The organism is Stenotrophomonas sp. 22DLJC03 (assembly GCF_056861405.1).
Genome location: NZ_JBSPUG010000001.1, coordinates 873,104 through 897,862, shown reverse-complemented (window position 1 = coordinate 897,862; position 24,759 = coordinate 873,104). Strand labels below are relative to the sequence as shown.

Annotated in this window: 27 protein-coding genes; 14 read left to right on the top strand and 13 right to left on the bottom strand. The window is 67.1% G+C overall.

Features of this window, described 5'->3' with window-relative positions; genetic code table 11:
- Positions 1-9: 9 nt before the first annotated feature.
- The 8 genes from mdcC (at position 10) to AC13GA_RS04165 (ending at position 6,595) form a co-directional block, all read left to right on the top strand.
- The gene (gene mdcC / locus AC13GA_RS04200) at positions 10-330 is read left to right on the top strand and encodes a malonate decarboxylase acyl carrier protein (protein WP_046988478.1); all 321 of its coding nucleotides are present in this window, start codon (positions 10-12) and stop codon (positions 328-330) included.
- Entirely contained in the window at positions 327-1,235 is a 909-nt protein-coding gene (locus AC13GA_RS04195) for a biotin-independent malonate decarboxylase subunit beta (protein ID WP_482997583.1), read from the top strand. Before mdcC ends, AC13GA_RS04195 begins: the two co-directional genes overlap by 4 nt.
- Positions 1,232-1,942 (top strand): biotin-independent malonate decarboxylase subunit gamma, encoded by a 711-nt coding sequence (mdcE, locus tag AC13GA_RS04190; RefSeq protein ID WP_482997582.1) that lies wholly within the window; start codon positions 1,232-1,234, stop codon positions 1,940-1,942. The genes AC13GA_RS04195 and mdcE overlap by 4 nt, the downstream gene beginning before the upstream one ends.
- On the top strand, positions 1,935-2,576 hold the full coding sequence (gene mdcG / locus AC13GA_RS04185; protein WP_253078432.1) for a malonate decarboxylase holo-[acyl-carrier-protein] synthase: 642 nt from the start codon (positions 1,935-1,937) through the stop codon (positions 2,574-2,576). The genes mdcE and mdcG overlap by 8 nt, the downstream gene beginning before the upstream one ends.
- A complete protein-coding gene (gene mdcB, locus AC13GA_RS04180; RefSeq protein ID WP_482997581.1) occupies positions 2,573-3,430 on the top strand; it encodes a triphosphoribosyl-dephospho-CoA synthase MdcB in 858 nt (285 codons plus the stop codon). The genes mdcG and mdcB overlap by 4 nt, the downstream gene beginning before the upstream one ends.
- Positions 3,427-4,347: a malonate decarboxylase subunit epsilon gene (gene mdcH / locus AC13GA_RS04175; RefSeq protein ID WP_428709249.1), complete on the top strand. Its 921-nt coding sequence runs from the start codon at positions 3,427-3,429 to the stop codon at positions 4,345-4,347. The genes mdcB and mdcH overlap by 4 nt, the downstream gene beginning before the upstream one ends.
- A 104-nt stretch (positions 4,348-4,451) precedes the next feature.
- The gene (locus AC13GA_RS04170; RefSeq protein WP_046985730.1) at positions 4,452-5,819 is read left to right on the top strand and encodes an SLC13 family permease; all 1,368 of its coding nucleotides are present in this window, start codon (positions 4,452-4,454) and stop codon (positions 5,817-5,819) included.
- 56 nt (positions 5,820-5,875) lie between these two features.
- A complete protein-coding gene (locus AC13GA_RS04165; protein ID WP_046985729.1) occupies positions 5,876-6,595 on the top strand; it encodes a GntR family transcriptional regulator in 720 nt (239 codons plus the stop codon).
- 71 nt (positions 6,596-6,666) lie between these two features.
- Here the strand turns inward: AC13GA_RS04165 and AC13GA_RS04160 are convergent, their stop codons facing one another.
- A complete protein-coding gene (locus AC13GA_RS04160; RefSeq protein WP_482997580.1) occupies positions 6,667-6,993 on the bottom strand; it encodes a hypothetical protein in 327 nt (108 codons plus the stop codon).
- Between the two features lie 151 nt (positions 6,994-7,144).
- On the opposite strand from AC13GA_RS04160, the gene AC13GA_RS04155 reads away from it, so the two are divergent.
- Complete coding sequence (locus AC13GA_RS04155; RefSeq protein ID WP_482997579.1) at positions 7,145-8,092, top strand: nucleoside hydrolase; 948 nt, start codon at positions 7,145-7,147, stop codon at positions 8,090-8,092.
- Positions 8,093-8,096: 4 nt separating this feature from the next.
- Here the strand turns inward: AC13GA_RS04155 and AC13GA_RS04150 are convergent, their stop codons facing one another.
- The 6 genes from AC13GA_RS04150 to AC13GA_RS04125 form a co-directional block, all read right to left on the bottom strand.
- Complete coding sequence (locus AC13GA_RS04150; RefSeq protein WP_482997697.1) at positions 8,097-9,356, bottom strand: MFS transporter; 1,260 nt, start codon at positions 9,354-9,356, stop codon at positions 8,097-8,099.
- Between the two features lie 117 nt (positions 9,357-9,473).
- Positions 9,474-10,610, bottom strand: a complete 1,137-nt coding sequence (locus AC13GA_RS04145; protein WP_482997578.1) for a metallophosphoesterase — start codon at positions 10,608-10,610, stop codon at positions 9,474-9,476.
- Between the two features lie 153 nt (positions 10,611-10,763).
- Positions 10,764-12,305, bottom strand: a complete 1,542-nt coding sequence (locus AC13GA_RS04140) for a TerC family protein (protein WP_482997577.1) — start codon at positions 12,303-12,305, stop codon at positions 10,764-10,766.
- 43 nt (positions 12,306-12,348) lie between these two features.
- Positions 12,349-12,573, bottom strand: coding sequence for a helix-turn-helix domain-containing protein (locus tag AC13GA_RS04135; protein WP_032127628.1), 225 nt, complete (start codon positions 12,571-12,573; stop codon positions 12,349-12,351).
- A gap of 13 nt (positions 12,574-12,586) precedes the next feature.
- The gene (locus tag AC13GA_RS04130; RefSeq protein WP_032969209.1) at positions 12,587-13,054 is read right to left on the bottom strand and encodes a DUF2975 domain-containing protein; all 468 of its coding nucleotides are present in this window, start codon (positions 13,052-13,054) and stop codon (positions 12,587-12,589) included.
- 197 nt (positions 13,055-13,251) lie between these two features.
- Positions 13,252-13,833 (bottom strand): NMCC_0638 family (lipo)protein, encoded by a 582-nt coding sequence (locus AC13GA_RS04125; protein WP_482997576.1) that lies wholly within the window; start codon positions 13,831-13,833, stop codon positions 13,252-13,254.
- 128 nt (positions 13,834-13,961) lie between these two features.
- On the opposite strand from AC13GA_RS04125, the gene AC13GA_RS04120 reads away from it, so the two are divergent.
- On the top strand, positions 13,962-14,273 hold the full coding sequence (locus AC13GA_RS04120) for a metalloregulator ArsR/SmtB family transcription factor (protein ID WP_004147836.1): 312 nt from the start codon (positions 13,962-13,964) through the stop codon (positions 14,271-14,273).
- Positions 14,274-14,297: 24 nt separating this feature from the next.
- Complete coding sequence (locus AC13GA_RS04115) at positions 14,298-15,692, top strand: DUF2867 domain-containing protein (protein ID WP_482997575.1); 1,395 nt, start codon at positions 14,298-14,300, stop codon at positions 15,690-15,692.
- A gap of 36 nt (positions 15,693-15,728) precedes the next feature.
- Here AC13GA_RS04115 and AC13GA_RS04110 read toward each other — a convergent pair whose 3' ends face one another.
- The gene (locus tag AC13GA_RS04110) at positions 15,729-16,652 is read right to left on the bottom strand and encodes an alpha/beta hydrolase (RefSeq protein ID WP_482997574.1); all 924 of its coding nucleotides are present in this window, start codon (positions 16,650-16,652) and stop codon (positions 15,729-15,731) included.
- 173 nt (positions 16,653-16,825) lie between these two features.
- On the opposite strand from AC13GA_RS04110, the gene AC13GA_RS04105 reads away from it, so the two are divergent.
- Positions 16,826-17,800, top strand: a complete 975-nt coding sequence (locus tag AC13GA_RS04105) for a LysR family transcriptional regulator (protein ID WP_426354043.1) — start codon at positions 16,826-16,828, stop codon at positions 17,798-17,800.
- Positions 17,801-17,803: 3 nt separating this feature from the next.
- On the opposite strand, the gene AC13GA_RS04100 is transcribed toward AC13GA_RS04105, so the two are convergent.
- The 5 genes from AC13GA_RS04100 to AC13GA_RS04080 all read right to left on the bottom strand — a co-directional run bounded on the left by AC13GA_RS04100 (position 17,804) and on the right by AC13GA_RS04080 (position 22,732).
- On the bottom strand, positions 17,804-18,304 hold the full coding sequence (locus tag AC13GA_RS04100) for a GNAT family N-acetyltransferase (protein ID WP_482997573.1): 501 nt from the start codon (positions 18,302-18,304) through the stop codon (positions 17,804-17,806).
- A gap of 14 nt (positions 18,305-18,318) precedes the next feature.
- A complete protein-coding gene (locus AC13GA_RS04095) occupies positions 18,319-18,756 on the bottom strand; it encodes a hypothetical protein (protein WP_482997572.1) in 438 nt (145 codons plus the stop codon).
- A gap of 71 nt (positions 18,757-18,827) precedes the next feature.
- Complete coding sequence (locus AC13GA_RS04090; RefSeq protein ID WP_482997571.1) at positions 18,828-20,570, bottom strand: GGDEF domain-containing protein; 1,743 nt, start codon at positions 20,568-20,570, stop codon at positions 18,828-18,830.
- Between the two features lie 162 nt (positions 20,571-20,732).
- Positions 20,733-21,758 carry an AI-2E family transporter gene (locus tag AC13GA_RS04085; protein ID WP_046985719.1) on the bottom strand — a complete coding sequence of 342 codons (1,026 nt, stop codon included), beginning with the start codon at positions 21,756-21,758 and terminating at the stop codon, positions 20,733-20,735.
- A gap of 125 nt (positions 21,759-21,883) precedes the next feature.
- Positions 21,884-22,732 carry an isocitrate lyase/PEP mutase family protein gene (locus tag AC13GA_RS04080; RefSeq protein WP_482997570.1) on the bottom strand — a complete coding sequence of 283 codons (849 nt, stop codon included), beginning with the start codon at positions 22,730-22,732 and terminating at the stop codon, positions 21,884-21,886.
- A gap of 108 nt (positions 22,733-22,840) precedes the next feature.
- Here AC13GA_RS04080 and AC13GA_RS04075 point away from each other — a divergent pair, with 108 nt between their 5' ends.
- Both AC13GA_RS04075 and AC13GA_RS04070 read left to right on the top strand, forming a co-directional pair.
- Positions 22,841-23,773 carry a LysR family transcriptional regulator gene (locus tag AC13GA_RS04075; RefSeq protein WP_253078448.1) on the top strand — a complete coding sequence of 311 codons (933 nt, stop codon included), beginning with the start codon at positions 22,841-22,843 and terminating at the stop codon, positions 23,771-23,773.
- Between the two features lie 53 nt (positions 23,774-23,826).
- A complete protein-coding gene (locus AC13GA_RS04070) occupies positions 23,827-24,747 on the top strand; it encodes a bifunctional helix-turn-helix transcriptional regulator/GNAT family N-acetyltransferase (RefSeq protein ID WP_426354051.1) in 921 nt (306 codons plus the stop codon).
- The last annotated feature ends 12 nt before the right edge of the window (positions 24,748-24,759 follow it).

The window sequence follows — 24,759 nt, the reverse complement described above, 5'->3', positions numbered from 1 at the left end:
GGACAGAGCATGGAAACCCTTGACTATCAATTCGACGGCACGACGCCTGCACACTTCCCCACCGATGCGGTGCTGGTCGGCGTGCTGGCATCGGGCAACCTGGAAATCCTGCTGGAGCCGGCCGCACTGGACGGCGCGATGACGGTGCGCATCATCACCTCCGCGCAGGGCTTCGGCAGCGTGTGGCAAGCGGTGATCACCGACTTCGCGCGACGCCATCCGCTGCGCGATGTGCGCATCTCGATCAACGATGCCGGCGCAACCCCGGCGGTGGTCAGCCTGCGCCTTGACCAGGCAGTGGAAACGCTGCTGGCCGGAGGCACGCCATGAACCGCGTACAGCGCCACAGCTACTACGAAGCCGACGCCCGCGAGCGTCTCGCCGGCCTGGTCGATGCCGGAACGTTCCAGGAATTCCTGGGCCCTGCGCGACGGATGATGAGCCCGCATCTGGCGCAGCTGGACCAACCGGCGGCGTTCGACGACGGCATCGTTGTGGGTGAAGCCACCCTGCGTGGCCGGCGCGTGCTGCTTGCCGCACAGCAGGGCCAGTTCATGGGCGGCGGCGTCGGTGAAGTACACGGTGCCAAGCTCTCTGGCCTGCTGCGCCGCGCAGCCGCGACCCGGCCCGAAGGCGTACTGCTGCTGCTCGATACCGGCGGCGTGCGCCTGCACGAAGCCAATGCGGGATTGATTGCCATTTCCGAGATCATGCGCGCCACGCTGGATGCGCGCGCTGCAGGCGTGCCGGTGGTAGCACTGATCGGCAGCGGCAACGGCGCGTTCGGTGGCATGGGCATCGTCGCCCGCTGCTGCAGCACCGTGATCATGTCGGAGGAAGGCCGGCTGTCGCTGTCCGGGCCGGAGGTGATCGAGACGGTTCGCGGCGTGGAAGAATTCGATTCCCGCGACCGCGCACTGGTCTGGCGGGTGACCGGTGGCAAGCACCGCTACCTGATCGACCAGGCGCAGGTACTGGTGCCCGATGCCATCGAGGCGTTCGCGCAGGCAGCATTCGATGCACTACAGCCGGACACGGCCAGCACCGATGCCGATGCGGCATTGAGTGCGCTGCAGGCCCGCCATGTCGCGTTGAAGGCACGCGTGCAGGCGTGGGGCGGATGCCGCGATGGACTTGAGATCTGGTCTCTCCAGGGCATCGCCGAACCCGAGCGGCTGCCGCTGCTGGATACCGATGCCTTCCTCGCCGCCACCGCCGATCGGAGCCTGCCATGAGCCTTCCGCTGCACGCGCTGCTCGATGCCCTGTTCCCGCGCGGCCACGCCATTACGGTGAACGATTCGGTACTGACCGGCAGCGCCACCACCGACGACGGCGACGTGACCGTGATCGGCACCGCCGACAAGCTTGAAGTGGGCGTGGACCACGCAATGGCGCTGGCCGAAACCGTGCTGGCCAGCACCGCCGCGCATCCGCAACAACCGATCGTGATGCTGGTCGACACCGCCGGCCAGCGCCTGGCGCGCCGTGACGAACTGCTTGGCATCAACGGTTACTTCGCGCACCTGGCGCAGACGCTGGATCTGGCTCGCCGACGCGGTGCGCGGCTGGTGACCCTGGTCTATGGCGAGTCGGTCAGCGGCGGCTTCCTGTCGTTCGGCTTGATGGCCGACCACATCCACGCCCTGCCCGATGCGCAGGTGCGGGTAATGGACCTGCGCGCGATGGCAAGGGTGACCAAGCAGCCGCTGGAGAAACTTCAGGCACTCAGCCAGAGCTCGCCGGTGTTCGCGCCGGGTGTGGAGAACTACGTGGCAATGGGTGCGGTGGAATCGCTGTGGGATGGCGATCTGGCCACGCACCTGCTTCAGGCTCTGCGCACGCCCGCCGAAGGCGACTGCCGCGCCGCGCGGGGTGCTGAACGTGGTGGGCGCACACTATCCGCAAGCGTGGCGGCAGCCGTGAGCCAGGGCGATGCCTGAGCGGCTGCCCCGCCATACGCTGGTCTGGTTGTCGGCGCGCGCCGGCTGGCAGGCGGACATCGCTGCGCATGAGCCGCGCCTGGCCAACTGGTTTGCGCAGGGTCTGCCGGCCATCGTTGCGCGTCGTGCCGCGGACGATGCCGACCCACGCCTGCGCCTCGGCGTGCCGCTGCCCCCGATGGAGGGCAAGCTGCGCCTCGCCCTGCGCGTGCCGGCACGCGATGTGCTGCGCACCGCGCCGCCACCGACGCTGCAGGCCGTGCTGGAAAGCGACCTTGCACCGGACTGGCAGCGTCCCCTGCTGGCGTTGCAGGACATCGCAGCAGCACGCGTGTTCGGAGCGTTTGCCTGGCAGTACCTCACTGGACTGCACTATGTGCACGCGCGCTCGGACATCGATCTGCTGTGGCGGATCGACACCACCGCGCAGGCCGATGCCCTGGCTGCAAAGCTGCAGGCATGGGAAGCCGGATACGGTCGCCGGGTCGATGGCGAGCTGTGCCTGGCCGACGGTGCCGCCGTGAACTGGCGGGAGTACGCGGGACGCAGCCGCGAGGTACTGGTCAAGCGCCCGGAAGGCGCCGCACTGGAACTGCGCGAGTCCGTGTTCGCCTCCGCCGGGGTGAGCGCATGAACGCCGTTGCGCAGCCGACTGTCCGGCCAGCAACGGCCGTGGACTGCGCGCGCCTGGGGCGTCTCGCCGTTGCCAGCCTGCATGCAGAACTGGCCTTGGCACCGAAGCCGGGACTGGTCACACCGTTCGATCGCGGCAGCCACCACGACATGGATGCCGGCACGTTCCTGCGCAGCCTGTTTGCGCTGCGCCACTATTTCACCGCCGTGGCCCGCGCCGGCGCTACGGAATCCCCGTTCGATGCGTTGCGCCAGCACGGTATCGCGGCCGAAGCAGCGATGCTGCGTGCCACCTCGGGCGTCAACACCCATCGCGGTGCGATCTTCAGCCTCGGCCTGCTGGTGGCGACCGCCGCTGCCTGTCGCTTCCGCCTGGGCCATGCCGCCACCGGTGAGCAGGTCTGCCTGGAGGTACGCCGTTGGGCTGCGGATTTCGCAAACGCCCCGCTGGATGCAGCCAGTCCTGGCCAGCGTGCGCGCGCCCTGCACAAGGTGCCGGGCGTGCGCGAGCAGGCCGCCGCCGGTTACCCGCTGTTGCGCGAGGTGGCGTTGCCCAGCCTGCGCGATGCGCTGGCCAGTGGCCTGACGCGTGAGGCCGCGATGTGCCACACGCTGATGCAGCTGGTCGCCCACACCGACGACCTCAACCTGCTGCATCGCGGTGGTGCTGAAGGCCTGCGTTGGGCACAGCAGCAGGCGCAGGATTTCCTTGCTACCGGCGGTGCCTTTGCACCGGACTGGCGCGCACGCCTGAAGCTCGTCGCTGCCGCCTTCGTTGCGCGTCGGCTGAGCCCGGGCGGCAGCGCCGATCTGTTGGCATGCAGCGTGTTCCTGCTGCACCAGGAGCGCGCATGAGCCTTGCCCTGCTCTGCCCCGGACAAGGCGCACAGCATCCGGCGATGTTCGATCGCGTGCGCGACCTTGCTGCCGCACGGCCGGTGCTCGATGCCACCAGCGAACTGCTGGGCCGCGATGTATTCGCCGCCGCGACGGCCGACGACCGCTTCGACAATGTGCAGGCGCAGCCCCTGCTGTGCGCGGCAAGCCTGGCGCACTGGCAGGGCCTGCGCGAGGTGTTGCCAACGCCGACAGTGATCGCGGGCTACAGCATCGGCGAACTGGCCGCCCACGCCATCGCTGGAAGCATCGATGCAGCCACCTGCCTGGCATTGTCCGCGCAGCGTGCGCACCTGATGGATGCCGCCAGCCCCGACGATGCTGGGCTCCAAGCGGTCCTGGGAGTTGACCGCATTGCCACGCAGCGGTTGTGCGATGCGCATGGCGCCTTCATCGCGATCGCCAACGGCCACGACCACTTCATCGTAGGCGGCGCATGGCGGTCGCTGCACGCATTGGCGGAGGACGCGCAGTCGCACGGTGCCGAGATCCGTCCGCTGCCGGTCCATGTGCCCGCGCACACGCCGCTGCTGGCTGGCGCAGTGGCACCGTTTGCCGCCGCACTGGAAGCAGCGTCACTGCAGGCGCCACGCCTACCTCTTCTGGCCGGCATCGATGCGCGCCCGGTGCGTGATCACGCCACTATGGTCCACACGTTGTCGGCGCAGCTGGCACAGACCATCGAATGGGCGCAGGTGATGCGCCAGGCCTTCGAGCGCGGCGCGCGGGTGTTCCTGCAGCTGGGCCCGGGCAACGCATTGGCACGCATGATCGCGCCGGCCTATCCGTGCTGCGAGGTGCGCGCAGTGGAAGAGTTCCACAGCCTTGAAGGCGCGGCGGCATGGGTCCACAGCGCGCTGGAGCGGCTGCAGTAACGGGTTCGAGCAGTACGTATCACGCAACACGCAGTACGTCGCCTTACCCCGGGATGGCGGGTCTCCATCCGCGCTGTACGTGAGCCACGTGTCTGGGAGGGCGCATGAGTCCACAAATCGCAACGATCATCGGTCTGGTGATCATGTTCATCGTTGCCACTGCGATGCCGATCAACATGGGCGCCGTCGCCTTCGCGCTGGCCTTCATCATCGGCGGGCTGTGGGTCGACATGGGGGGCAAGGAAGTCCTGGCCGGCTTCCCCGGCGATCTGTTCCTGACCCTGGTCGGCATCACCTACCTGTTCGCCATCGCGCAGAAGAACGGCACCATCGACCTGCTGGTGCACTGGGCAGTGAAAGCCGTGCGCGGCCATATCGTGGCCATTCCGTGGGTGATGTTCGTGATCACTGCGGTGCTGACCGCCTTCGGTGCGCTGGGCCCGGCAGCGGTGGCGATCATCGGCCCGGTCGCGCTGCGCTTCGCAAAGCAGTACAACATCAACCCGCTGATGATGGGCCTGCTGGTCATCCACGGCGCACAGGCGGGCGGCTTCTCGCCGATCAGCGTGTATGGCAGCATCACCAACGGCGTGGTGCAGAAGGCCGGGCTGGAGGTGACCGAGATGGCGGTGTTCCTGACCAGCCTGGGCTTCAACTTCATGATGGCGACGATCTGCTTCTTCGCCTTCGGTGGCATCGCCCTGCTGCGTCGTGGTTCGATCACCGCGGCGGGAACAGTCGGCAACGCGGAGCTGGCGATGGCCGGTGGCCCGCAGGCATCTTCGCGCCAGTTCGCGATCGAAGGCCACGGCGCGCTGGTCGCAGCAGGCGGCGGCACGCTCAGCAATGATCCGGCGGCACTGGATGCGGTGAGCCTGACCCGCGAACGGTTGTTCACCCTGATCGGCCTGCTCGGCCTGGGCGTGGCCGCGCTGATCTACAACCTCAACGTAGGTCTGGTGTCGATCACTGTGGCGGTGGTGCTGGCACTGCTTTCGCCGCAGAGCCAGAAAGGCGCAGTCGATGGCATCAGCTGGTCCACCGTACTGCTGATCTGTGGCGTGGTGACCTACATCGGCGTGCTGGAACATGCTGGCGCTGTGGACTTCATCGGCAATGGTGTCTCCGACATCGGCATCCCGCTGCTGGGCGCACTGCTGGTCTGCTACGTCGGCGGCATCGTCTCCGCATTCGCCTCGTCGGCGGCGGTACTCGGCGCGACGATTCCATTGGCGGTGCCGTTCCTGATGCAGGGCCATCTCAGCGCCGCCGGCGTGATCTGTGCGCTGGCGGTGTCATCCACCATCGTCGATGTCAGCCCGTTCTCGACCAATGGTGCGCTGGTGGTGGCTTCGGCCGCGAAGGAAGAGCGCGAGACCCTGTTCCGCCGCTTCCTGGTCTACAGCGGCCTGGTGGTGGCGCTGGGGCCGTTGCTGGCCTGGCTGGTGTTCGTGGTACCGGGCTGGATGTAAACGCCATCCGGTCGTGCCGACCGCTGGTCGGTACGACCTGGCGTTACACTCTGCGCATGGCTATTGCCCCTGCCCCACGTTCACCGAAGAAGCGCGCGCCTCTGTATGAAGAGGTGGCCGAACACGTGCGCGAACGCATCTACGACTACCGGCTGCCGCCGGGCGAGTGGATCGACGAGCCCGCGCTGTGCGAAGAACTGGGCATCAGCCGCACACCGCTGCGCGAGGCGCTGAAGCTGCTGGCAGCCGAAGGCCTGGTGCAGATCGATGCCGGTCGTGGCAGCCGGGTCACCCGTTTGACGTTGGAAGACCTCAACCAGCTGTTCCCGGTGATGGCGATGCTGGAAGGCCGCTGCGCGCATGAGGCGGTCAAGCACATCGACGACGCCGGCGTGCAGCAGCTGGAAGACCTGCATGCGGCGATGGAAACCGCAGCAGCCGAGGGCAACATCGCCGAGTACTACCGCAACAACTACCTGATCCACGAAACCGTGCAGCATTACGCCGGTAACCCGTGGCTGATCCGCATCACCCACGATCTGCACCGCATCCTGAAGATGCATCGCGGCCGTCAGCTGCTGACCCCCGGGCGCACCGCGCAGTCACTGGCCGAACACCGTGAGTTGATGGAGTGCTTCCGCCGCCGCGACGCACAGGCTGCCGAGCGCACCATGGAACGCCATCTGCTGAGCCAGGGCCAGGCACTGGCCGCCTACGTGGCGGCAGGGGGCCTGTTGAACGTTCCCGCACCGTTGCCGACCGCAGGCGGCGGCTGAGCTGTTGAGGTTGCCGGCCAGCGGCCGGCACTACCAGGACGTGACCTTGACCGACACCCTGGGACGTCTCATCAATCGCCACCACCGCAGCTGCCGCCGTCACCCCCACCGCCATCACTGCTGCAGTCGGAGCTGCTGTGGCTGTGATGGCTGTGGTTGTCACCGGAATAGCCGCCTGAGCTGTCGTAGCTTGCGCCGCCATCCCCCCGGCGACCCGAGCCATCGGCCGTGGCCACCGCCATGCACAGGATCGCGCCGACCAGCGGCAGCAGCCAGACCAGCAGCAACTGCACCGTCCGGCCGCCCGCCGTCAGGCCGTCACGCTGCGCGATCACCACGGTGGCCACCACGTTCAGGCCCAGCACCAGCAGGACCAGCAGAAGGGCAACGATCAGCATTCGGCGGCTCCGTGCCTGGACTGGGGGCATTATGGCCTGCCACCCCGGCAATGGCCCTGCCTGTCATGAAGATGGGACAATGTAGGGCGCGCCGGCCTGCCCGCAAGGCCGCCGGCCCCCCTGCACCACACGGAAGAAGAAGAACAACAACATGCTGAAAGTCATTTTCGATACCGACCCGGGCGTCGACGACGCCCTGGCCCTGCTGTACCTGCACAAGCACGCCCAGATCGACCTGATCGGCGTCACCACCACCTTCGGCAACGCCTCGGTGGAGTCGACCACCCACAATGCGTTGTACCTGAAGCAGGCCTGGGGCTTTGCCGCCCCGGTCGCGCGCGGCGCGGAAGGCCCGCTGCAGCCGGAAGCGACCCCGGAAGCCTGGCCGGTACACATCCACGGCCACAACGGCCTGGGCAACCACCCGGTACCAGCCGACCTGGACGTGGCTGCCGACGCGCGCCCCGCCCACCAGCTGATCATCGACCTGGTCCGCGCCCATCCGGGCGAAGTGACCCTGGTCGCGGTCGGCCGCATGACCAACCTGGCCCTTGCCCTGCAGCAGGCGCCGGACATCGCCGGCCTGGTGCGCGGCGTGGTGATCATGGGCGGCGCCTTCCACGTCAACGGCAACATCACCCCGGCCGCCGAGGCCAACATCTGGGGCGATGCCGAAGCCGCCGACGTGCTGTTCACCGCCAGCTGGCCGGTCACCGCGATCGGCCTGGACGTGACCACCCGCGTGGAAATGAACCGCGACGGCCTGGACAAGCTGGCCGCCCTCGGCGGTGCCGACGCCGAGCTGGTCCGTGCGCTGTCACAGGACTACGTCGACTTCTACCTGCAGGCCGGCCACAAGGGCATGGTCGTGCATGACTGCTGCGCCTGCATCGCGCTGACCCGCCCGGAGCTGTTCCAGTTCGAACGTGCCAGCGTGCGCGTGGCCACCGATGGCGTTGCCCGTGGGATGACCATTCCCAAGCCGGAAGGCATGGGCTTTGGTCCCAGCGTGTGGGACGGCCATGTAGTGCAGTCGATTGCCATCGGCGTGGATGCGGCCGCCGTACTGGCCGACATCGAGCAGACCCTGAAGGTCTGATCGCCTAGCGCTTGGCCCTGCCCGGGACCGTCTCGGGCAGGGTCCACAGCACTGGCAACACCAGCACCGCCACCAGCGCGATCATCGCGCCCGGCGCGGCCGCCCAGCCGCTGCGCTCCACCCACCATTGCGCCAGCCAGGGTGTTGCCCCGCCGAAGAATGCGGTGGCCATGGTCACCCCCAGTGCCAGCCCACTGACCCGGCCTTCGCCGGGGAACTGCTCGGCCGTGGCCGGGGCCGCCACCGCGCTCACACCACCGGCTACACAGGCCAGCAACACCGCCGCCAGCGCGATGCCCAGCGCCGTCGCCTGCGCCATCCACGCGAACAGGGACAGCGGCAGCAGCGCTGCCAGCAGGGTCAGGCCCAGCAGCATCGGCCGTCGTCCTACGTGATCGGACAAGGCACCACACAATGGCGTGATCGCGATGACCGCGACTGCCGCAATCGTCGACAGCCACAACGCATCGCCCTCGTCGTGGCCCTGTGCATGCAGGAACGCCGGCACATAGGTGATGCCCACGTAGTAGGTGATCGAGCCCAGCGCCGAGATCGCGAAGGTGCGTGCCACCGCCAGCGGATGGTTACGCAATACGTGGCGAAGCGGCGTAGCCGGAATAGTGCCCTCGCGACGCTGGCGTTCGAACTCCGGCGACTCGTGCATGCCCGAGCGCGCGACCAGGATCACAACCGCCAGCGCCGCGCCGACGAAGAAGGGAATGCGCCAGCCCCAGCTGTCCAGCTGCGGGGTGGGCAGCAGCGCAACCGTAAGCGCGGAGATCGCCACTGCCAGCAGCGCCCCAACTTCACTGGCCGCCGAAGCGAGCGAGGTCACCAGGCCGCGTCGCCGTGCCGGTGCACTCTCCAGCAGATAGGCCACCACACCCGTGTACTCACCGCCCACCGAGAAGGCCATCACGCAGCGTAGTACCAGCAGCAGCACGCCGGCCGTGGTACCTGCCGTGGCAGCGGTCGGCAGCAGTGCGGTGGCCAGCATCGCCGCCGCCATCAAGGCCATCGACGCCAGCAGCATCCAGCGCCGGCCCAGCCGGTCGCCCAGGTGGCCAAAGCACAGTGCACCGAGTGGACGCATCAGATAGGACACCGCGAACCCGGCCAGGGTCACCAGCATCGCCTCCTTGCCGCCGCCGAAGAACACCCGCGACAGCACCGTGGCGAAGTACAGATACAAGGTGAAGTCGTACCACTCCACCACCGTGGACAGGCCGGCCACCCACATCGAGCGCTGCCGCGCCGCCGTCATTTCATTCATCGCCGCAGGGTGTCATGCGCAGGGTGATGGCGCGGTGCACCTGCGTGCAGGGTCAGACCGGGGTCGGATCCCTTTGCCGTTGGCAAAGGGATCCGACCCCGGTCTGCATCACGGTGCGCGGCGCAAGGTGATCAGGGTGATTTCCGATGGCACGCCGATGCGTGCCGGGAAACCCGCCCAGAGGCCTGCACCGTTGCTCACGTACAGGGTCATCCCATCCACGTCGTAGCGGCCGGAGACAAAGCCACCGTTGGCACGCTTCACCAGCTGGTCCATACCGATGATCTGCCCGCCGTGGGTATGTCCGGACAATTGCAGCTTGACGCCACGCGCCGCCGCCTCGCGTGCATTGCGCGGGCGATGATCAAGCAGGATCACGGGTGCCGCCGGATCGGCACCCGCCAGCGCGGCCTCCAGGTCCGGCAGAGGCAGGCCATAGCGGGCCGCCACCGGGTCGGTGACGCCGGCGATGGTCAGCGCTGCATCACCGCGTCGTACCTGCAGGTGGCTGTTCTCCAGCACTTGCATGTGCAGCGCGCGGAACGCCTGCATCCACTCCTGGTATTGCGCGTAGTACTCGTGGTTGCCGGTGATGGCGATGACGCCGTCGGGCGCCTGCAGGTCAGCCAACGGGCGCGCGTCATCGCGGCGGGCCTGGACGCTGCCATCGATCAGGTCGCCGGTGATCACGATCAGGTCCGGCTTCAGTGCGTTGCTCTCGTCCACGACCTTGCGCACCCAGTCACCGGTCAACAGGCGGCTGGCATGGATGTCGGTCAGCTGGAGCACGCGATAGCCGTCGAACGAAGCCGGCAGTCCGGCGATGCTCACTTCGATCTGCCGGGGCTCGGGTACGGCCATGCCCTGGCTGACGCCATAGCCGCTGACCAGCAGCGCCAGCACACCCGCCACCGGCCGCAGCTTCGGCGCGCGCAACGCCGATACAGCACGTGGCCTGCGCAGGATGCGCGACACCAGCAGGCCCGCGTCCAGCACCAGCAGGACCAGCGCCAGCAGCAGTACGGCAGTCGAACCCGTGGCCAACGTGGCGATGGACAGCTTCGGAATTTCCGGCGAGGCCATCGTGCCCCAGAAGGTAGCAACAATGCGTAGCTGCACGGCCACGCCCACCAGCAGCAGCGACAGCACCACCTTCAGCCCGGTGGGCATACGCAGCGGCCAGAACAGGCGCCAGGCCACGTACAGGCCCATCAACAAACCGATCGTACTCAGCACTGCAACCATCCGGGAAGGAAAACGGGCCCGCCATGGTGACGGTTGCCGGCAGTGTTGTGTAGAGCCGGGCCATGCGGCGCTGCTTTGAATGTAGAGCCGGGCCCATGCTCGGTTTCTCAACATGCAGCCGAGCATGGGCTCGGCTCTACAACAACAGGTAGGTCAAGCCATTCCGTCGAGACGCTCCACCCGCAGTCGCGTGATGCGGCGCTTCTCCATCGCCAGCACGGTGACGCGTACACCGGTCACCTCCACCGCATCGCCGGCGTCCGGAAGGCGGCCCAGCTGTTCCAGCACCAGCCCGGAGATGGTCATGTAGTCGTCACTGCGCGGCAGCGACACACCGGTCAGCCGCTGCAGATCGTCCAGGGTCAGCGCGCCATCGGCCTCCCAGCAATCGTCACCCTGCGCGACCACGCCATAGCGCTCGTCCTGGGTGTCGACCAGGTCACCGGCAATGGCCGCCAGCAGGTCGTTGGCGGTCACCAGGCCTTCCACGCTGCCGTACTCGTCCACCGCCACCGCCAGCGGCACCGGGTGCTGGCGGATCAGTTCCAGCGCCTGCAATGCGCTGGCACTGGACAGCACGTACTGCGGCTCGCGCAGGTTGGCTTCCAGCTGCAGCGGCTTGCCCTGCAGCAGGTCGGCCAGCAGGTCGCGGCTCTGTACCACACCGCGCAGACTGTCCAGATCGCCATCGCCCACCAGCAAGCGAGTGTGCGGCGACGCCACCAGGCGTGCCACCACATCCTCCGGCCCACGCGCCATGTCGATCCACTGCACGTCGGCACGCACGGTCATCACGCTCGACACCGGGCGATCGGCCAGGCCCAGCACGCTGCGGATCATCTCGTGCTCGGCCGGCTGCAACCGCTCTTCGGCATCTACCTGCTCGCTCGCATCTTCATCGTGATGACCATTGGCCGGGCGCGCGCCGAGCATGCGCAGCACGGCGTCGGCGGTACGCTGGCGGAACGGCTGGCGGCGCTCATTGCGTTCACGGTTGAAACGCACCCACTGGTTGAAGGCTTCGACCAGGATCGAGAAGGCAATGGCCGCGTACAGGTAGCCCTTCGGAATCTTGTAGCCCAGGCCTTCGGCCACCAGGCTGAAACCGATCATCAACAGGAAGCCCAGGCACAGCACCACCACCGTGGGATGCTTGTTGACGAAGCGGGTCAGCGGCTTGCTGGCCACCAGCATCAGCACCATCGCGATGGTCACCGCGGCATACATCACGCCCAGGTTGTCGACCATGCCGACCGCGGTGATCACCGAGTCCAGCGAGAACACCGCATCGAGCACCACGATCTGCGCCACCACCATCGCGAAGCTGGCATAGACCTTCTTGCCATCTTCGTGATGCTCGCGGCCTTCCAGCCGTTCGTGCAGTTCCATCGTGCCCTTGAACAGCAGGAACAGACCACCGCCCAGCAGGATCAGGTCACGCCCGGAGAAGCTGTGGTCGAACAGCGTGAGCAGCGGCTCGGTCAGTTTCATGATCCATGCCAGCGCGGCCAGCAGCACCAGCCGCATCAGCAGGGCCAGGGCCAGGCCGATCACCCGCGCGCGATCGCGCTGGTGCGGCGGCAGTTTGTCGGCGAGGATCGCGATGAACACCAGGTTGTCGATGCCGAGAACGATCTCCAGCACGACCAGGGTTGCAAGGCCCATCCATATCGAGGGGTCAGCCAACCATTCCATTTCAGGTCCGTTTCGTCAGTAGGTAAGGGAAAAGGGGAAACACTCAGTCAGCCTCCTGCGCCTGCGCCGGGTCATGCCCGAGCAGGTCGCCAGGTGTGCACTGCAGTTCGCGGCATATCGCATCCAGCGTGGAAAAGCGGATGGCGCGTGCCTTGCCGGTCTTCAGGATCGACAGGTTGGCCAGGGTGATGTCGATGCGCCCGGCCAGCTCGGACAGGGTCATGCCCCGCTCCTGCAGCATGCGGTCCAGGGTGATGACGATCGCCATCAGTACATACCCATCAGATCAGGCCATCCAGGTCATCGCGCATCGCCGCACCCACCGCGAACACGCGCGCCAGCACGAACAGCATCAGCACCGCGACCAGGCCGGTGATCGACATGCCGCCACCGACTTCCATCCAGGTGAAGTCCGGGCCCATCCATGCGGCGTAGGCGCCGATCAGGATCGACAGCAGTTCCATCGCCAGCATCAACCACGCCATGCGCTGCAGGCGCTGCGCATTGGCATGGGTGAACGGCCGCTCGCGTGCCGCCGATGCCAGCAGCCGCAGCAGGTGGCGCAGGAACACCAGGCACAGCACCAGCAGCGCGACGATCGCGCCCAGGCCCAGGCAGAAATGCAGGAACAGGTCGTTGCCATGCGCGGCGGCAGCATTGGCGTCGTGGACGCTGTCGAGCAGCCAGCGACGGTCGTGGGCAACCAGCGGCACGGCCAGCAGTGCGGCCAGGATGCCCAGCCAGCACATTGCCCGGACGGCCTGTACGGCGGCCTGGGCCAGGGTGAACAAGCCTCGCGCGGATCTGGCGCGGGCGGGACGAGCGGTCAAGCGGCCTCCGGTGTTGGGGTGGCTTCGCCGCCCCGGGGTGGGTTTATCGATAAACGATATACCACATCCCCGGTGAAAAGCTGAATCGCGGGCGTGGCCCCGCGCCTGGCCCGGCGCTAGCGTCCGGGCGCGGCCTGTTCCAGCATCGCCTCACCCGGGGTCGCCGACGCCATCGCCTGCACGCCGGCCTCCGGTGCCTGCCGCGTGACCAGGCGGAAACGGACCTGCAGCCTGCTCTGGCCAGGTGTGGCCCAGCCGTACTGGATGGCGACCTGGTCGGCCGACAGCGGTCCGCGCCCAGGCAACGAACGTGCCTGCAATGGCTTCGGTGCGGCCAGCATCAACCGTGCGAAGCCCTTCTGCACCACCGCCGCATCTGCCTTCTCCGCATATACCGTACAGGTGCCATCGTCGGCCCAGCTCACCGCATAGCGGCCACTGGCCAGCGGTACCATCCAGGCCACGCCCGGCTGGCCCTGCAGCAGCGTGGCCGCTTCGGCAGGCTGCAATGGCGACAGTCCATTGGATTCCATCAATGACTGCAGCCGCGCCGGGGCACCGATGTGCTGCATGCAGGCGGTATCGAACAGTTCGCTGAAGGGGTCCTGCGCGGGGGCGTTGCCCTTGGTCGTGCGCGCGGGCTGTGCCACTGCCAGGGTGGGCAGCAGGGCCAGGACCAGCCAGAACGCAGCGCGCATCGGAACTCCAAGGGCGGAAAGCAACAGGGAGGATGGCAAAGGGCATGCGGGCCGTGCAACTGGCCGACGCTTGACAGCCGGCCGTAGCGGGAGGACTATCAATTAACGAATTAGTTAATTAGCTCGCCATGGACCGCATCTTCGAAGCCCTCGCCTCCACCGCCCGCCGACAGATCCTGGCCTATCTCAGCGCCGGCGAGCTCAGCGCGGGTGAACTGGCCGAGCGCTTCGATTTCAGCAAGCCCGCGCTGTCCAGCCATCTGCGCATCCTTGAGGAAGCCGGGCTGATCGAACGCGAGAAGCGTGGCCAGTTCGTGTACTTCCGGCAGGTGCCGGACCGCCTGGCCAATACGCTGTTCTCCTGGGCCGCTGAAGTCTGTCCGGTCGGTGGCCCGCTCAAGCGCGAAGCCCGCGCCCGCCGCAAGTCCCCTGCCCGCTGAGCATCCCTGCCAAGGAGCGCGACCATGCCTGGATCGACCCGCGACCGCCGTTCGTTTCCAGCAGTCAAGCTTCCCGCCCGGGAAGGAGCCAGCCCGACCGAAGTCACGCTGATCGCGCAATTGGGCATCGGTGCCGGTGATGCACTGATCACCGACGCCAGCCAGCGCCAGCGCCACCATCCGGCCTTCATCGATGCGCTGGATGAGCCCTCCGCACGGCTGGGCGGCATGCATCTGCAGCAGGGTGATCCGTCCTCGTTGTACAGTTTCTCTGTTGGTGCCGGTGGCCATCCGTTCCATCGCCATGCCGGTCCACGCATGTTCACGGCCATCGCCGGCAGCGCTGGTGCCGAGCTGCGCTTCGCCAGCGCTTCCGACGCCGAGCTGGCGAGCGATCCCGGCGTCTTCGCGCACACGCTGCGGCGCGTCCGCATCCCGCCGGACTGCCTGTTCACCGTGCGCTTCGGCGGCGGCACCTGGCACCAGTTCGCATCGAACCACCGCAACCATCCGGCGCTGTTCGCGCTGTCGTGCCACAGCAATGAACTGGCCGGTGCGATGAGCGAGCACACCCGTGCGCAGGTACAGCGCAATGCCGCCGACATTCCCAGCCTGACCGACGTACTGCCGGAAGCCTGCTGGCCAACGGCCGCCGCACTGACGGCCACACCGCTGGTACAGCTGTCATTGCAGGCTGCGGCCCCCAGCCTGCGTGCCCGGCTATGCGCGCGCACCCGCGCATGGTTCGGCCCGCTGCGGCGGATCACATTGCAGCCGCTGCGTGGGTTCGTCGAACGCGCTACGCCGGCCTACCCCATCCAGTCGCAGCCGCCACACAACGACGGCCTGCTGGCCACCGCGCTACCGCTCAGCCACTACCAGGACCTGACTACGCTACTGCTGGACAGTACGCAGGTGCGGCAGCGTTCCGCGTCGACACTGCTGGCCGAGGTACTGGAAGGCTTCCTGCGCAATCCCCCCAGCGGCGTGGGCCGGTTGATGGCGCTGCGCAACCGCCTGGTTGCGCCGTTGCGGCTGCGTACGTCACCGCTCGGCTGCCCGGTATCGTCACTACTGTCGACCGATCGCAGCCGGTTGTTCGCCGGCCGCTATCCAGTGCTGGATTCGCATGTCGATACAGAAGATGACTATGCCGAAGTGCTGCTCGGCGCCGATGATCGCCATCTGCGTTTCCGCAGCAGCGTACGAGTGCAGCGCTGTGCCGATGGACATATCGAGATCAGCCTCGGCTCACGCGTGCAGACCCTCAATGCGTTCGGCCGCATCTACATGGCGCTGATCGATGCCGCACACCGGCACTACGTCGCGCCGGCACTGCTGCGCCGCGCGGTCGAACATGCGCTGGCGCCGGAACTGGCCGATCTCGATGACTGGGCGGAATACTCCGCGTACAGATGATGCCGGCCCGTGGCCGGCACCACCTGCCACATCAGCTCACAGGTGCTGCTTGAAGAAGGGAACGACCGCTGACAGGGCCTCGCGCACCGGCTCCGGCTTGTCATACAGGTCGTAGTGCGACCAGCCTTCCACCACCTTCAACTGCTTGTGCTTCGACGCCGCACGGCCATGGATTTCCAGGCCATCACGGTAGGCGCCAAAGCCACCCGGCTTGTCACCGATCACCACCAGCAACGGTTGGGTCAGCAGGACTTCGGCCAGGTGGAAGGCATCCCAGCCCACCGCTGCACCGCGATGCGAGAACAACGCACTGACCACGCCGTTGGGCTGCGGCTCACGCGTGCGGTAATAGTCCGTGGCCTCCAGCACGTCGATATCGGTGATGCCGGCGGCGCGCCCCTGTTCCACCGAAGTCGGCAGGAACAGGTCCACACGGGCCTCGCCGCCGCGCATCTCGGCGGTGCGCTGGGCAGCGATGGCCTCCAGCGTGCCGATCGGATCGAAGCCGCCAAAGCCCTCACGACTGAGCCGGCCGAAGTTGACACCGGTGATGCTGGTGACCGCCTTGATGCGTCGCTCGGTCATGGTGGCGTTGATCGCGTAGCCACCACCGCCACAGATGCCCAGTACGCCGATGCGTTCGGCGTCCACGTACGGCAGAGTGACCAGATGGTCGACCACGCGGCGTACGTCCTCCACGCGCTGGGTCGGGTCTTCGACCCGACGCGGCTCGCCACCGCTGGCGCCCTGGAAGCTGGCGTCATAGGCGATCACCATGTAGCCCTCGCGAGCCAGGGCCTCACCGTAGATGTTGCCGGCGGTCTGCTCCTTGCAGCTGCCGATCGGATGCATGCTGATGATCGCGGGATAGACCCGGTTGCGGTCGAAGTCCGGCGGGAAATGCAGGTCGGCGGCGATCGGCCAGGCCATGTCCGGATTCTGGATGTTGATGGTTTCCATGCTGCGGCTCCTCGGTAGCGGCGGGAGGCGACGGGTGTCGCCGATGCAAGCACGATAGACTCGGGATTGGGACCGAAAAAGAGGCCAATCACAACCAAAGTAGTAAGCTGCAATTACCAAAGAACGACAGCCTGTGCCGCCATCTTCTCCCGCCCTCCTGCCGACCGAGCCCCATGAGCGCACCCAGCCCGATCAACCCGGCCCTGCTGCCCCAGCTGGCCTGGTTTGCCCACATCGCCCACCACCGCAGCTTCACCAAAGCGGCCGTTGAGATGGGGGTCTCACGCCCGGCGTTGTCGCAGAGCCTGAAGACCCTGGAGAAACAGCTGGGGGTACGCCTGCTGCACCGGACCACCCGTGACATGTCGCTCACCGAGGAAGGCCAGCGCCTGTTCGACGCACTGCGGCCATCGCTGAGCACCATCGAAACCGCAGTACGCGACCTGCGCGCCAGCCATGACGCTCCGTCCGGCCTGCTGCGCATCAACACCGCGCGCCTGACTGCCAAGACGCTGATCGAACCGCATCTACCGGAGTTCTTCGCGCGCTACCCCGAGCTGCGAATCGAGCTGGTGATGGACGACGGCCTGTCCAGCATCGTTGCCGACGGCTGTGACGCCGGCATCCGCCTTGGCGAGCGGTTGGCCGAAGGCATGATCGCCGTGCCGGTCACGCCTATGCTGGAAATGGTGGTGGTCGCCTCGCCGGCCTACCTGGCCCGCCATGGCACGCCCACCACGCCCGCCGAACTGGCCGCCCACGAGTGCCTGGGCTACCGGCAGACCGGCAGCGGCGGGATCTATGCCTGGGAATTCAGCACGCCGGGCCAGCCCGGTCATGACTTTGAAGTGGAACCGCGCGGACGCTATGTCACCAACGACGATGAGGGCATGATCCGCGCCGCGCTGCAGGGACTGGGCGTGATGCAGCACATCGACCTCTCCTTGCAGCCGATGCTGGCCGATGGACGCCTGCTCCGCTTGATGCCGGAGTGGTCCACGCCGTTCCCCGGCTTCTACCTGTATGTGCCTTCGCGCGAGCAGATGCCACCTCGCGTGCGTGCACTGATGGAGTTCCTGATCGAGAAGCGCGAAGGCGTCGCCAAGGCGCTCGGCCGCACGGTGCAGGCCCCCGCCACCCGCGGCTAGGCCTCAACGCAGGTAGCGGTACACCAGATCATCCGCATCGCTGCGCACGGCCTGCGCATCGAGCACGCCGCCCAGCCGCTGCGCAACGGCCTGTGATGCCATATTGTCCGGCGCCATGTAGCTGACCAGGGTCGGCAGCTGCGCCACCACGAAGGCCCAGTCGCGCAGCGCGCCGGCCGCCTCGGTGGCGAACCCTTGCCCCTCATGGCCGTCGTACAGCAGCCAGCCCAGTTCCTTTTCCGGGAACAGCGGACCGTGGTTGATACCAACCTGGCCGATGCAGGCACCATTGTCACCACGCTCGATCATCAGCGCACCGTGGCCGAACAACTGCCAGCTGGCCAGATCGTGGCAGAACTGCCCCCACGCGGCGACCTCACCAAACGGACCGCCCATGCCGCCCGCGCGCGGCGATGCCAGGAACGCGGCGTAGACCTCGAAGTCATCGAGCCGTTGCGGGCGCAGCCGCAAGCGTTCGGTGTAAAGCGTGGGAATCTCAAGCATGCCGTCGCGTGACCTCAATACACCGCCAGGTGGCCACAACCGCGGCGCTGTGGCTGCCCCTCCATCGTCACCTGTACGCTGGCCAGGGTGTCGACACCTTCGGCAGTGCGGCACGACTCGCGCTTGATCTCGACGACGGCCGGCTGCCTGCCAAGTTCACCGTTGAGCACGACCAGCGAGCTGGGTGCATCCGCCGGCTGCCCCATATAGCGCAGCGTGCCCTTGTGGGTGCGGCCGTCAGCGCTGAGGCTGGCATCGTGGTTGCCCTTGCCGGTAGAAGCAATCTCGATGCTCCAACCCGCACCGCCACCGGTGAAGGCCGGCACCGGGCTCAGGTCCGCGGCGATCGAAGGATGGCGCGGCGCATCCGCAGCCGTCTGCGAAGCGGTGGAGGTACAGCCGGCCAACAACCCGGCCAGCAGCACTGCGGCGACAACAGGGCGAGCGGTCATGATGGCTCCTTCCAAGCGATCGGAGGGTCAGTCTAGATGGCACTGCGTGCGCCAGCGATGAACGTGGCGTTTCAGCGCGGAACGCGCCCACCACCGGCCACCCGGACGCGATCACGGCCCTGCGCCTTGGCCTGATACATGGCGGCATCGGCGGCACGCAGCAGCGTGCGCCAGCCCAGTGCATCGGTGCCGCCCTGGGCCACGCCGAAACTGGCGGTCACCCGCAGTTCGATGCCACCCGAGATTACGATGTCCAGCTGCTGCAGCGCCAGGCGCAGCGACTCCGCCAAGCGGCGGCCACCCGCGAGATCACCGTCGGCCAACAGCACCAGGAATTCCTCGCCACCGTAGCGGGCAATGCTGTCACTGCGGCGCAGGTGGCGCTGCAGCAGCTGTGCCACCTGCTCCAGCACCTGGTCACCGGCATCGTGGCCATGGCCATCGTTGATCGCCTTGAAGCGGTCGACGTCCAGCAGGATCACCACCGCACTGGCCTCGCCCTCGGCATGCCGCTGCTGCACCACTTCCTCCAGCGCGCGCCGGTTCAGCAGTCCGGTCAGTTCGTCGGTACCGGCCAGCTGGCGCAGCTCACTGGTCAACGCCGAGCGTTCCCGCGACTTCTCGCGCAGCACTTCGATGGCATCGAACAGGCGCTGCATTTCGGCCAGCGGATGGGTGACGTGCTGCTCCGGCCCGGGTGCATCGGAGGCGATCTGGATCACCTGCCGCTGCGCCTGCAGCAACGGCCGCAGGATCTGCAGATGGGCAATGCGCAGGGCCACCCCAAGCACCACCAGCGTGCCCAGCGCAGTCGCCAGCAGCACTGCCAGCCGCGTCGCCTCGCGGTTGCGGGTGCGCTCGAAACGGGCGATGGACACGCTCAGGTAACCATCACGCAGCGCTTCCAGCGACTGCAGTGTCGGCACGTAGCGTGCGGTGAACTCGGCCGCGGTCCACGGTGGCGGCACGCCGCGGCGACCGTCCTCGATCAGCTGCTCGATCATCGGCAGCGACTCGCCGAAGAACTGCCAGCGAGCCATGTCCCAATGCCAGGACAGCGCCGGGTCACTGCGGAACACCGATTGGTGGCTGCCAGCCAGCCGCCACAGCTCCAGAAGGCGGCCCTCGGTCTGCAGAGCAGCGCGTACCTGTTCGTCGCGCCAGGCGCCCCGCACCGCCACCGGTGCCATTACATTGGACGCCAGGCGACCGCCATGCTCGCGCAGATCGATCAGCACCTGGCCCTGCATCGCCGGAATGGCTGCTTCACGGTCGACACTGACCAGCAGATTGATCTGCGCCGAGGTCAGCAGGTGCAGCCGGTCGACGACCGCGAACATGCTGTTGATCGCCCGCTCCACTTCCTCCACCCGGCGCTCCTCCTGCGGCTGCGCGGTGACGCGGTCGACCGCCGCACGCGCCGATTTCAGCCGACGCTGCGCATCGGCCAGCAGGCCTTGCTCATCCACTACGCTGGGAGCAGCCCCGAACACGCTGTCCAGCTGCTGCATCAAGGTATCCACCCGCCTGCGCGCCATCGCCAGCTGCGCAGCCAGCCGCGCGTGTTCGGCGGCATCGGCCGGGTCGGCGCCGAGCAGGCTGTTGGCCGGGCCGCGTTCGGCGGAGACCAGGTTGGCCAGGTCGAAGGTCTGCCGCAGCTGGCGCAGGCTGACCAGATTGTCTTCGGCGGCGCTGTAGCGCAGTGTGCCCTGGACCAGCGCGATGGCCATCAACGGCAGCGTACAGACCACGAACAACCCCGCCAGGATCCAGACCCAGGTCCGCAACCCGATGGGCGATGCCTTGCCGGCCATGCAAATTTCCCCTGAAGTGCGGATCACTGTAGCTGCCGGTCCCGGTAGCGCCAAGCCAGTGCCGCGCGAACCGTGACCACGGGTATACCGCAGTCACCGCGAATGCGCCGGCAAGGCCTCACCAAGCGCCTGGCCGGGGCAAATGCGTCACACCCTGCCGTACTAGATCCAGCGCTGGTCGACCAGTTCGCGCTTCACATAGGCGTAGAACACCGGCGCGGCAACCAGGCCCGGCAGGCCGAACGCCGCTTCCATCACCAGCATCGCCAGCAGCAGCTCCCAGGCACGGGCCTGGATCTCACCACCGACGATGCGTGCGTTGAGGAAGTACTCCAGCTTGTGGATCACGATCAGGTACAGCAGCGCCGCCACCGCCACATAGAACGAAACCGACAGCGCGACGATGGTGATGATGGTGTTGGAGATGATGTTGCCCACCACAGGCAGCAGGCCGGCGATGAAGGTGATCAGCACCAGGGTCTTGGACAACGGCAGGTGCACGCCGAACAACGGCAGTACGCCCAGCAGGAAGATGGCGGTGAACACGGTGTTGAGCAGCGAGATCTTCACCTGCGCGAACACCACCTGGCGGAACGCGGTGGCCAGGCGGCTGGTGCGGCCGATCAGCTCCTGCGCCAGCGGCCCCATCTTCGGCAGCGGCAGTTCGTCGTACAGCGCGATCATCGCGCCCAGCACCATACCGATCAGTACGCGTACACCCACCTGCACCACCGAGGTACCGGCCACGCCCAGCTGGCGCTGATGTTCGGCGGCCCAGTCGTTCAGCGCCGTACGCAGTGCCGGCATGTCCTCGGGGATGTACGGCTGCAGCAGCGCCGGCACCTGGTGCCGCGACGAATTGAGGATCTCCATCAGCCGCGCCAGCAACGCGTCCGGCCCACCGGTCTCGTTGCGGAAAAATGACGCCACGCCGATTCCGGCCAGCACCAGCGCACTGATGATCACCGCTGACAGCACGATCACCGCGATGGCCCGCGCCCGGCCTGGCGGCAGCTTGCCCTCCACGGTGGAAGCCAGCAGGTGGGTCAGCTGGAACACCAGCAGGCCCGACAGCAGGGTCACCACCAGGCCCAGCTTCAACGCCAGCCACATGCCCAGCAGCATCATCAGCCAGGCCGCGATCCTCGGGACGGGGGGCTTGGGCTGGGCAACAAGGGCGTCATGCATCAGGGCAGGTCCGGGCGGGGTGGCCCATGGTAGAGGATTGCCGTGGCGATGCCGCGTGCAGGATGAATGGCCGTTACGCCACGATTGCACAGGCCGCCTCCCTGCCCCCGGCAGGCTTCCTCGACTCAGGCGCGATCCAGCGCCAGATAACGACCGGTACGCACGATCTCCTCGCGCTCGCTGAAGCTGGCCAGCGCATTGGCGACACGTCCGCTGTCACCGGTCACAGCAATCTCCTGCAGGGTGCGTTGCATGGCCCGGATCGCCGCGCGTTGCAGGTCCGAGGGAATGATCACCAACCGGTAATCGAGTTCGGCAAGCCGCGCCACCGGCACCAGCGGCGTCTTGCCGCTGTGGAACATGTTGATCAACTTCGGCCCGGGAACACGCTGCGAAATCACCTCGATCTGTTCCAGCGTTTCCGGTGCTTCAACGAAGATCATGTCCGCGCCCGCCTCCACATACGCACGCGCGCGTTCGATCGCCACGTCCAGGCCTTCGCAGGCGATGGCGTCGGTACGCGCGATGATCATCAGCTCCGGGTCGATCCGCGACTGGCAGGCGACGCGGATCTTCGTGCACATCTCGCCCACGTCCACCAGCGTCTTGTCGTCCAGGTGGCCACAGCGCTTGGGGAAGGCCTGGTCCTCGATATGCAGGGCGGCAACCCCTGCCCTTTCCAACGCGCGCACCGTACGTTCAACATTCGCGGTGCCGCCGAAGCCGGTGTCAGCGTCGGCGATCACCGGCAGATCGCAGGCATCGACGATCCGTTCCACCTGCGCAAGCACTTCGCTGAGACCGAGCAGGCCGATGTCCGGCACGCCGGCCGAACGTGCGATGGCCCCGCCGCTGGCGTACACCGCATCGAAGCCGGCCAGCTCCACCAGGCGTGCCGACAAGCCATCGAATACGCCCGGTGCGATCACGCTGCCTTGCCGAAGCAGATCGCGCAGCCGACGTGTCTTCTTCATGTGGTCTCCCTTGTAGTTGGACATCTGCCGTGGGATACCGATGATGTTGCCGCCACCGGCGACCGTCCAATACCGTGTTCGTACAGCACCAGAACGCCTGAGGTTCCAATGGAACTGCGCCACCTGCGCTACTTCGTCATGACCGCCCAACTGCAGAGCTTCACCAAGGCCGCTGAGGCCCTGCATATCGCCCAGCCACCGCTCGGGCAGCAGATCCGCGCCCTGGAGGAAGAGATCGGCACGCCGCTGTTCCATCGCCAGGGACGCGGCATCGTGCTCAGTGACGCTGGCCGCGTGTTCTGGGCGGCTGCAGTGGACATCCTCGCGCGCGTCGACCAGGCCAAGGAACAGGCGCTGAGCGCTGCACGCGGCGAGGTCGGCACGCTCACGCTGGGGCTGACCGAATCGGCCTCATACAACGACGCGGTGACCGCCCTGCTGCGCAGGTTCCGGCAGGCGCATCCGGCGGTACAGCTGCAACTGGTCGAAGACGGCAGTGAATCCCTGATCCGGCGCCTGGACGACGGCGAACTGGACGCGGTAATCGTGCGCCCACCGTACTCGCATCCCGGCGAGCTGGTGATCCAGCAGCTCAGCGCCGAACCACTGGTGGCGGTACTGCCGGCCGAACACCCGCTGGCCTGCCGGGCGGGCATCGCACTGACCGAGCTGCGCGATGAGCGCTTCATCCTGTTCTCGCGGAAATCCGGCTATGGCCTGAGCGCCGATGTCGTCGCTGCCTGCCGCAGCCAGGGCTTCACCCCCACCATCCAGCAGGAAGCGCCACAGGTGGCCTCGGCCATCAACCTGGCCGCAGCGGGCCTGGGCATCGCCATCGTGCCGGCCTCGATGCAGACCCTGCATCGGCCGGGCCTGGCCTTCGTCGCGCTGGAACTAGGCATGCCGATCACCGCCCTGCAGCTGGCCATGCGCGGCCAGCATCCCGCGCTGGCCGCCGCGCTACTGCGCTGTGCATGCAGCAGCGCACAGCCGCCGCCGGTGCTGGGCGACGCCCGCAGCACGGAGCTGCCTACCCCTTGATTATTTGACTTGGGCAAGTAATTATTTGACCAAGTCAAACAAGTGGATCGGCCATGACAACGGGTACGCTTTCCGAACGCGCCGATGCAGTGCGGCGCTTCAACCGTTTCTATACCCGGCAGATCGGCGTACTGCAGGAATCGCTGCTGCGCAGTGGCCTGTCCCTCACCGAAGTCCGCATCCTGTACGAACTGGCCCACCACGCACCGTTGTCGCCCTCGGACCTGTGCCGCGAGCTGGGCCTGGATGCCGGCTATGTGAGCCGGGTCATCGCCAGGTTCGAGCGGCAGGGCTATCTCATCAAGGACCGCTCGGCCGAGGATGCGCGCGTGGTCGTTCTGACCCTGACTCCGGTTGGGCACAGCGTGTTCGCGCCGCTGGAAGAAACCTCGCGGCGGGAAATGGCCGAGCTGTTGGCGACGCTGCCCGAGACGGCACAGCTGATGCTGCTTTCGGCCATGGGCCAGATCGAAAGCGTGCTGGGCGACAGGTCTCCCTCGTACCTGCTGCGTGACCCGCGGCCGGGCGACATGGGGCTGGTGGTCTCGCGGCAGTCCGCGCTGTACGCCCGCGAATTCGGCTGGAATGCGGAGTACGAAGCGCTGGTGTCGGAGATCGTTGCCAGGTACCTGCGCGAACTGGACCCGGCGCGTGAACGCTGCTGGATCGCCGAGAAGGACGGCGACATGGTGGGCTCGGTGTTCGTGGTCAGGCAGGACGACAGCACCGCCAAGCTGCGCCTGCTCTATGTGGATGCCACCGCGCGCGGCATGGGCATCGGCGCCCGGTTGGTGGAAGAGTGCATCGCGTTTGCGGCGTCCGCCGGCTATACGCGGATGACGCTCTGGACCAACAGCGTGCTGGCCGATGCCCGGCGCCTGTACGAACGCGCAGGCTTCCAGCTGGTGCAGGAAGAACCCCACCACAGCTTTGGCCACGATCTGCTCGGCCAGGTCTGGGAACGAGCGCTCTGATACCCGCATGCG

Bases quoted from the DNA above. Each gene is read 5' to 3' on its own strand.
- mdcC (WP_046988478.1), top strand. From the start codon at position 10: ATGGAAACCCTTGACTATCAATTCGACGGCACGACGCCTGCACACTTC.
- AC13GA_RS04195 (WP_482997583.1), top strand. From the start codon at position 327: ATGAACCGCGTACAGCGCCACAGCTACTACGAAGCCGACGCCCGCGAG.
- mdcE (WP_482997582.1), top strand. From the start codon at position 1,232: ATGAGCCTTCCGCTGCACGCGCTGCTCGATGCCCTGTTCCCGCGCGGC.
- mdcG (WP_253078432.1), top strand. From the start codon at position 1,935: ATGCCTGAGCGGCTGCCCCGCCATACGCTGGTCTGGTTGTCGGCGCGC.
- mdcB (WP_482997581.1), top strand. From the start codon at position 2,573: ATGAACGCCGTTGCGCAGCCGACTGTCCGGCCAGCAACGGCCGTGGAC.
- mdcH (WP_428709249.1), top strand. From the start codon at position 3,427: ATGAGCCTTGCCCTGCTCTGCCCCGGACAAGGCGCACAGCATCCGGCG.
- AC13GA_RS04170 (WP_046985730.1), top strand. From the start codon at position 4,452: ATGAGTCCACAAATCGCAACGATCATCGGTCTGGTGATCATGTTCATC.
- AC13GA_RS04165 (WP_046985729.1), top strand. From the start codon at position 5,876: ATGGCTATTGCCCCTGCCCCACGTTCACCGAAGAAGCGCGCGCCTCTG.
- AC13GA_RS04160 (WP_482997580.1), bottom strand. From the start codon at position 6,993: ATGCTGATCGTTGCCCTTCTGCTGGTCCTGCTGGTGCTGGGCCTGAAC.
- AC13GA_RS04155 (WP_482997579.1), top strand. From the start codon at position 7,145: ATGCTGAAAGTCATTTTCGATACCGACCCGGGCGTCGACGACGCCCTG.
- AC13GA_RS04150 (WP_482997697.1), bottom strand. From the start codon at position 9,356: ATGACGGCGGCGCGGCAGCGCTCGATGTGGGTGGCCGGCCTGTCCACG.
- AC13GA_RS04145 (WP_482997578.1), bottom strand. From the start codon at position 10,610: ATGGTTGCAGTGCTGAGTACGATCGGTTTGTTGATGGGCCTGTACGTG.
- AC13GA_RS04140 (WP_482997577.1), bottom strand. From the start codon at position 12,305: ATGGAATGGTTGGCTGACCCCTCGATATGGATGGGCCTTGCAACCCTG.
- AC13GA_RS04135 (WP_032127628.1), bottom strand. From the start codon at position 12,573: ATGGCGATCGTCATCACCCTGGACCGCATGCTGCAGGAGCGGGGCATG.
- AC13GA_RS04130 (WP_032969209.1), bottom strand. From the start codon at position 13,054: ATGTGCTGGCTGGGCATCCTGGCCGCACTGCTGGCCGTGCCGCTGGTT.
- AC13GA_RS04125 (WP_482997576.1), bottom strand. From the start codon at position 13,833: ATGCGCGCTGCGTTCTGGCTGGTCCTGGCCCTGCTGCCCACCCTGGCA.
- AC13GA_RS04120 (WP_004147836.1), top strand. From the start codon at position 13,962: ATGGACCGCATCTTCGAAGCCCTCGCCTCCACCGCCCGCCGACAGATC.
- AC13GA_RS04115 (WP_482997575.1), top strand. From the start codon at position 14,298: ATGCCTGGATCGACCCGCGACCGCCGTTCGTTTCCAGCAGTCAAGCTT.
- AC13GA_RS04110 (WP_482997574.1), bottom strand. From the start codon at position 16,652: ATGGAAACCATCAACATCCAGAATCCGGACATGGCCTGGCCGATCGCC.
- AC13GA_RS04105 (WP_426354043.1), top strand. From the start codon at position 16,826: ATGAGCGCACCCAGCCCGATCAACCCGGCCCTGCTGCCCCAGCTGGCC.
- AC13GA_RS04100 (WP_482997573.1), bottom strand. From the start codon at position 18,304: ATGCTTGAGATTCCCACGCTTTACACCGAACGCTTGCGGCTGCGCCCG.
- AC13GA_RS04095 (WP_482997572.1), bottom strand. From the start codon at position 18,756: ATGACCGCTCGCCCTGTTGTCGCCGCAGTGCTGCTGGCCGGGTTGTTG.
- AC13GA_RS04090 (WP_482997571.1), bottom strand. From the start codon at position 20,570: ATGGCCGGCAAGGCATCGCCCATCGGGTTGCGGACCTGGGTCTGGATC.
- AC13GA_RS04085 (WP_046985719.1), bottom strand. From the start codon at position 21,758: ATGCATGACGCCCTTGTTGCCCAGCCCAAGCCCCCCGTCCCGAGGATC.
- AC13GA_RS04080 (WP_482997570.1), bottom strand. From the start codon at position 22,732: ATGAAGAAGACACGTCGGCTGCGCGATCTGCTTCGGCAAGGCAGCGTG.
- AC13GA_RS04075 (WP_253078448.1), top strand. From the start codon at position 22,841: ATGGAACTGCGCCACCTGCGCTACTTCGTCATGACCGCCCAACTGCAG.
- AC13GA_RS04070 (WP_426354051.1), top strand. From the start codon at position 23,827: ATGACAACGGGTACGCTTTCCGAACGCGCCGATGCAGTGCGGCGCTTC.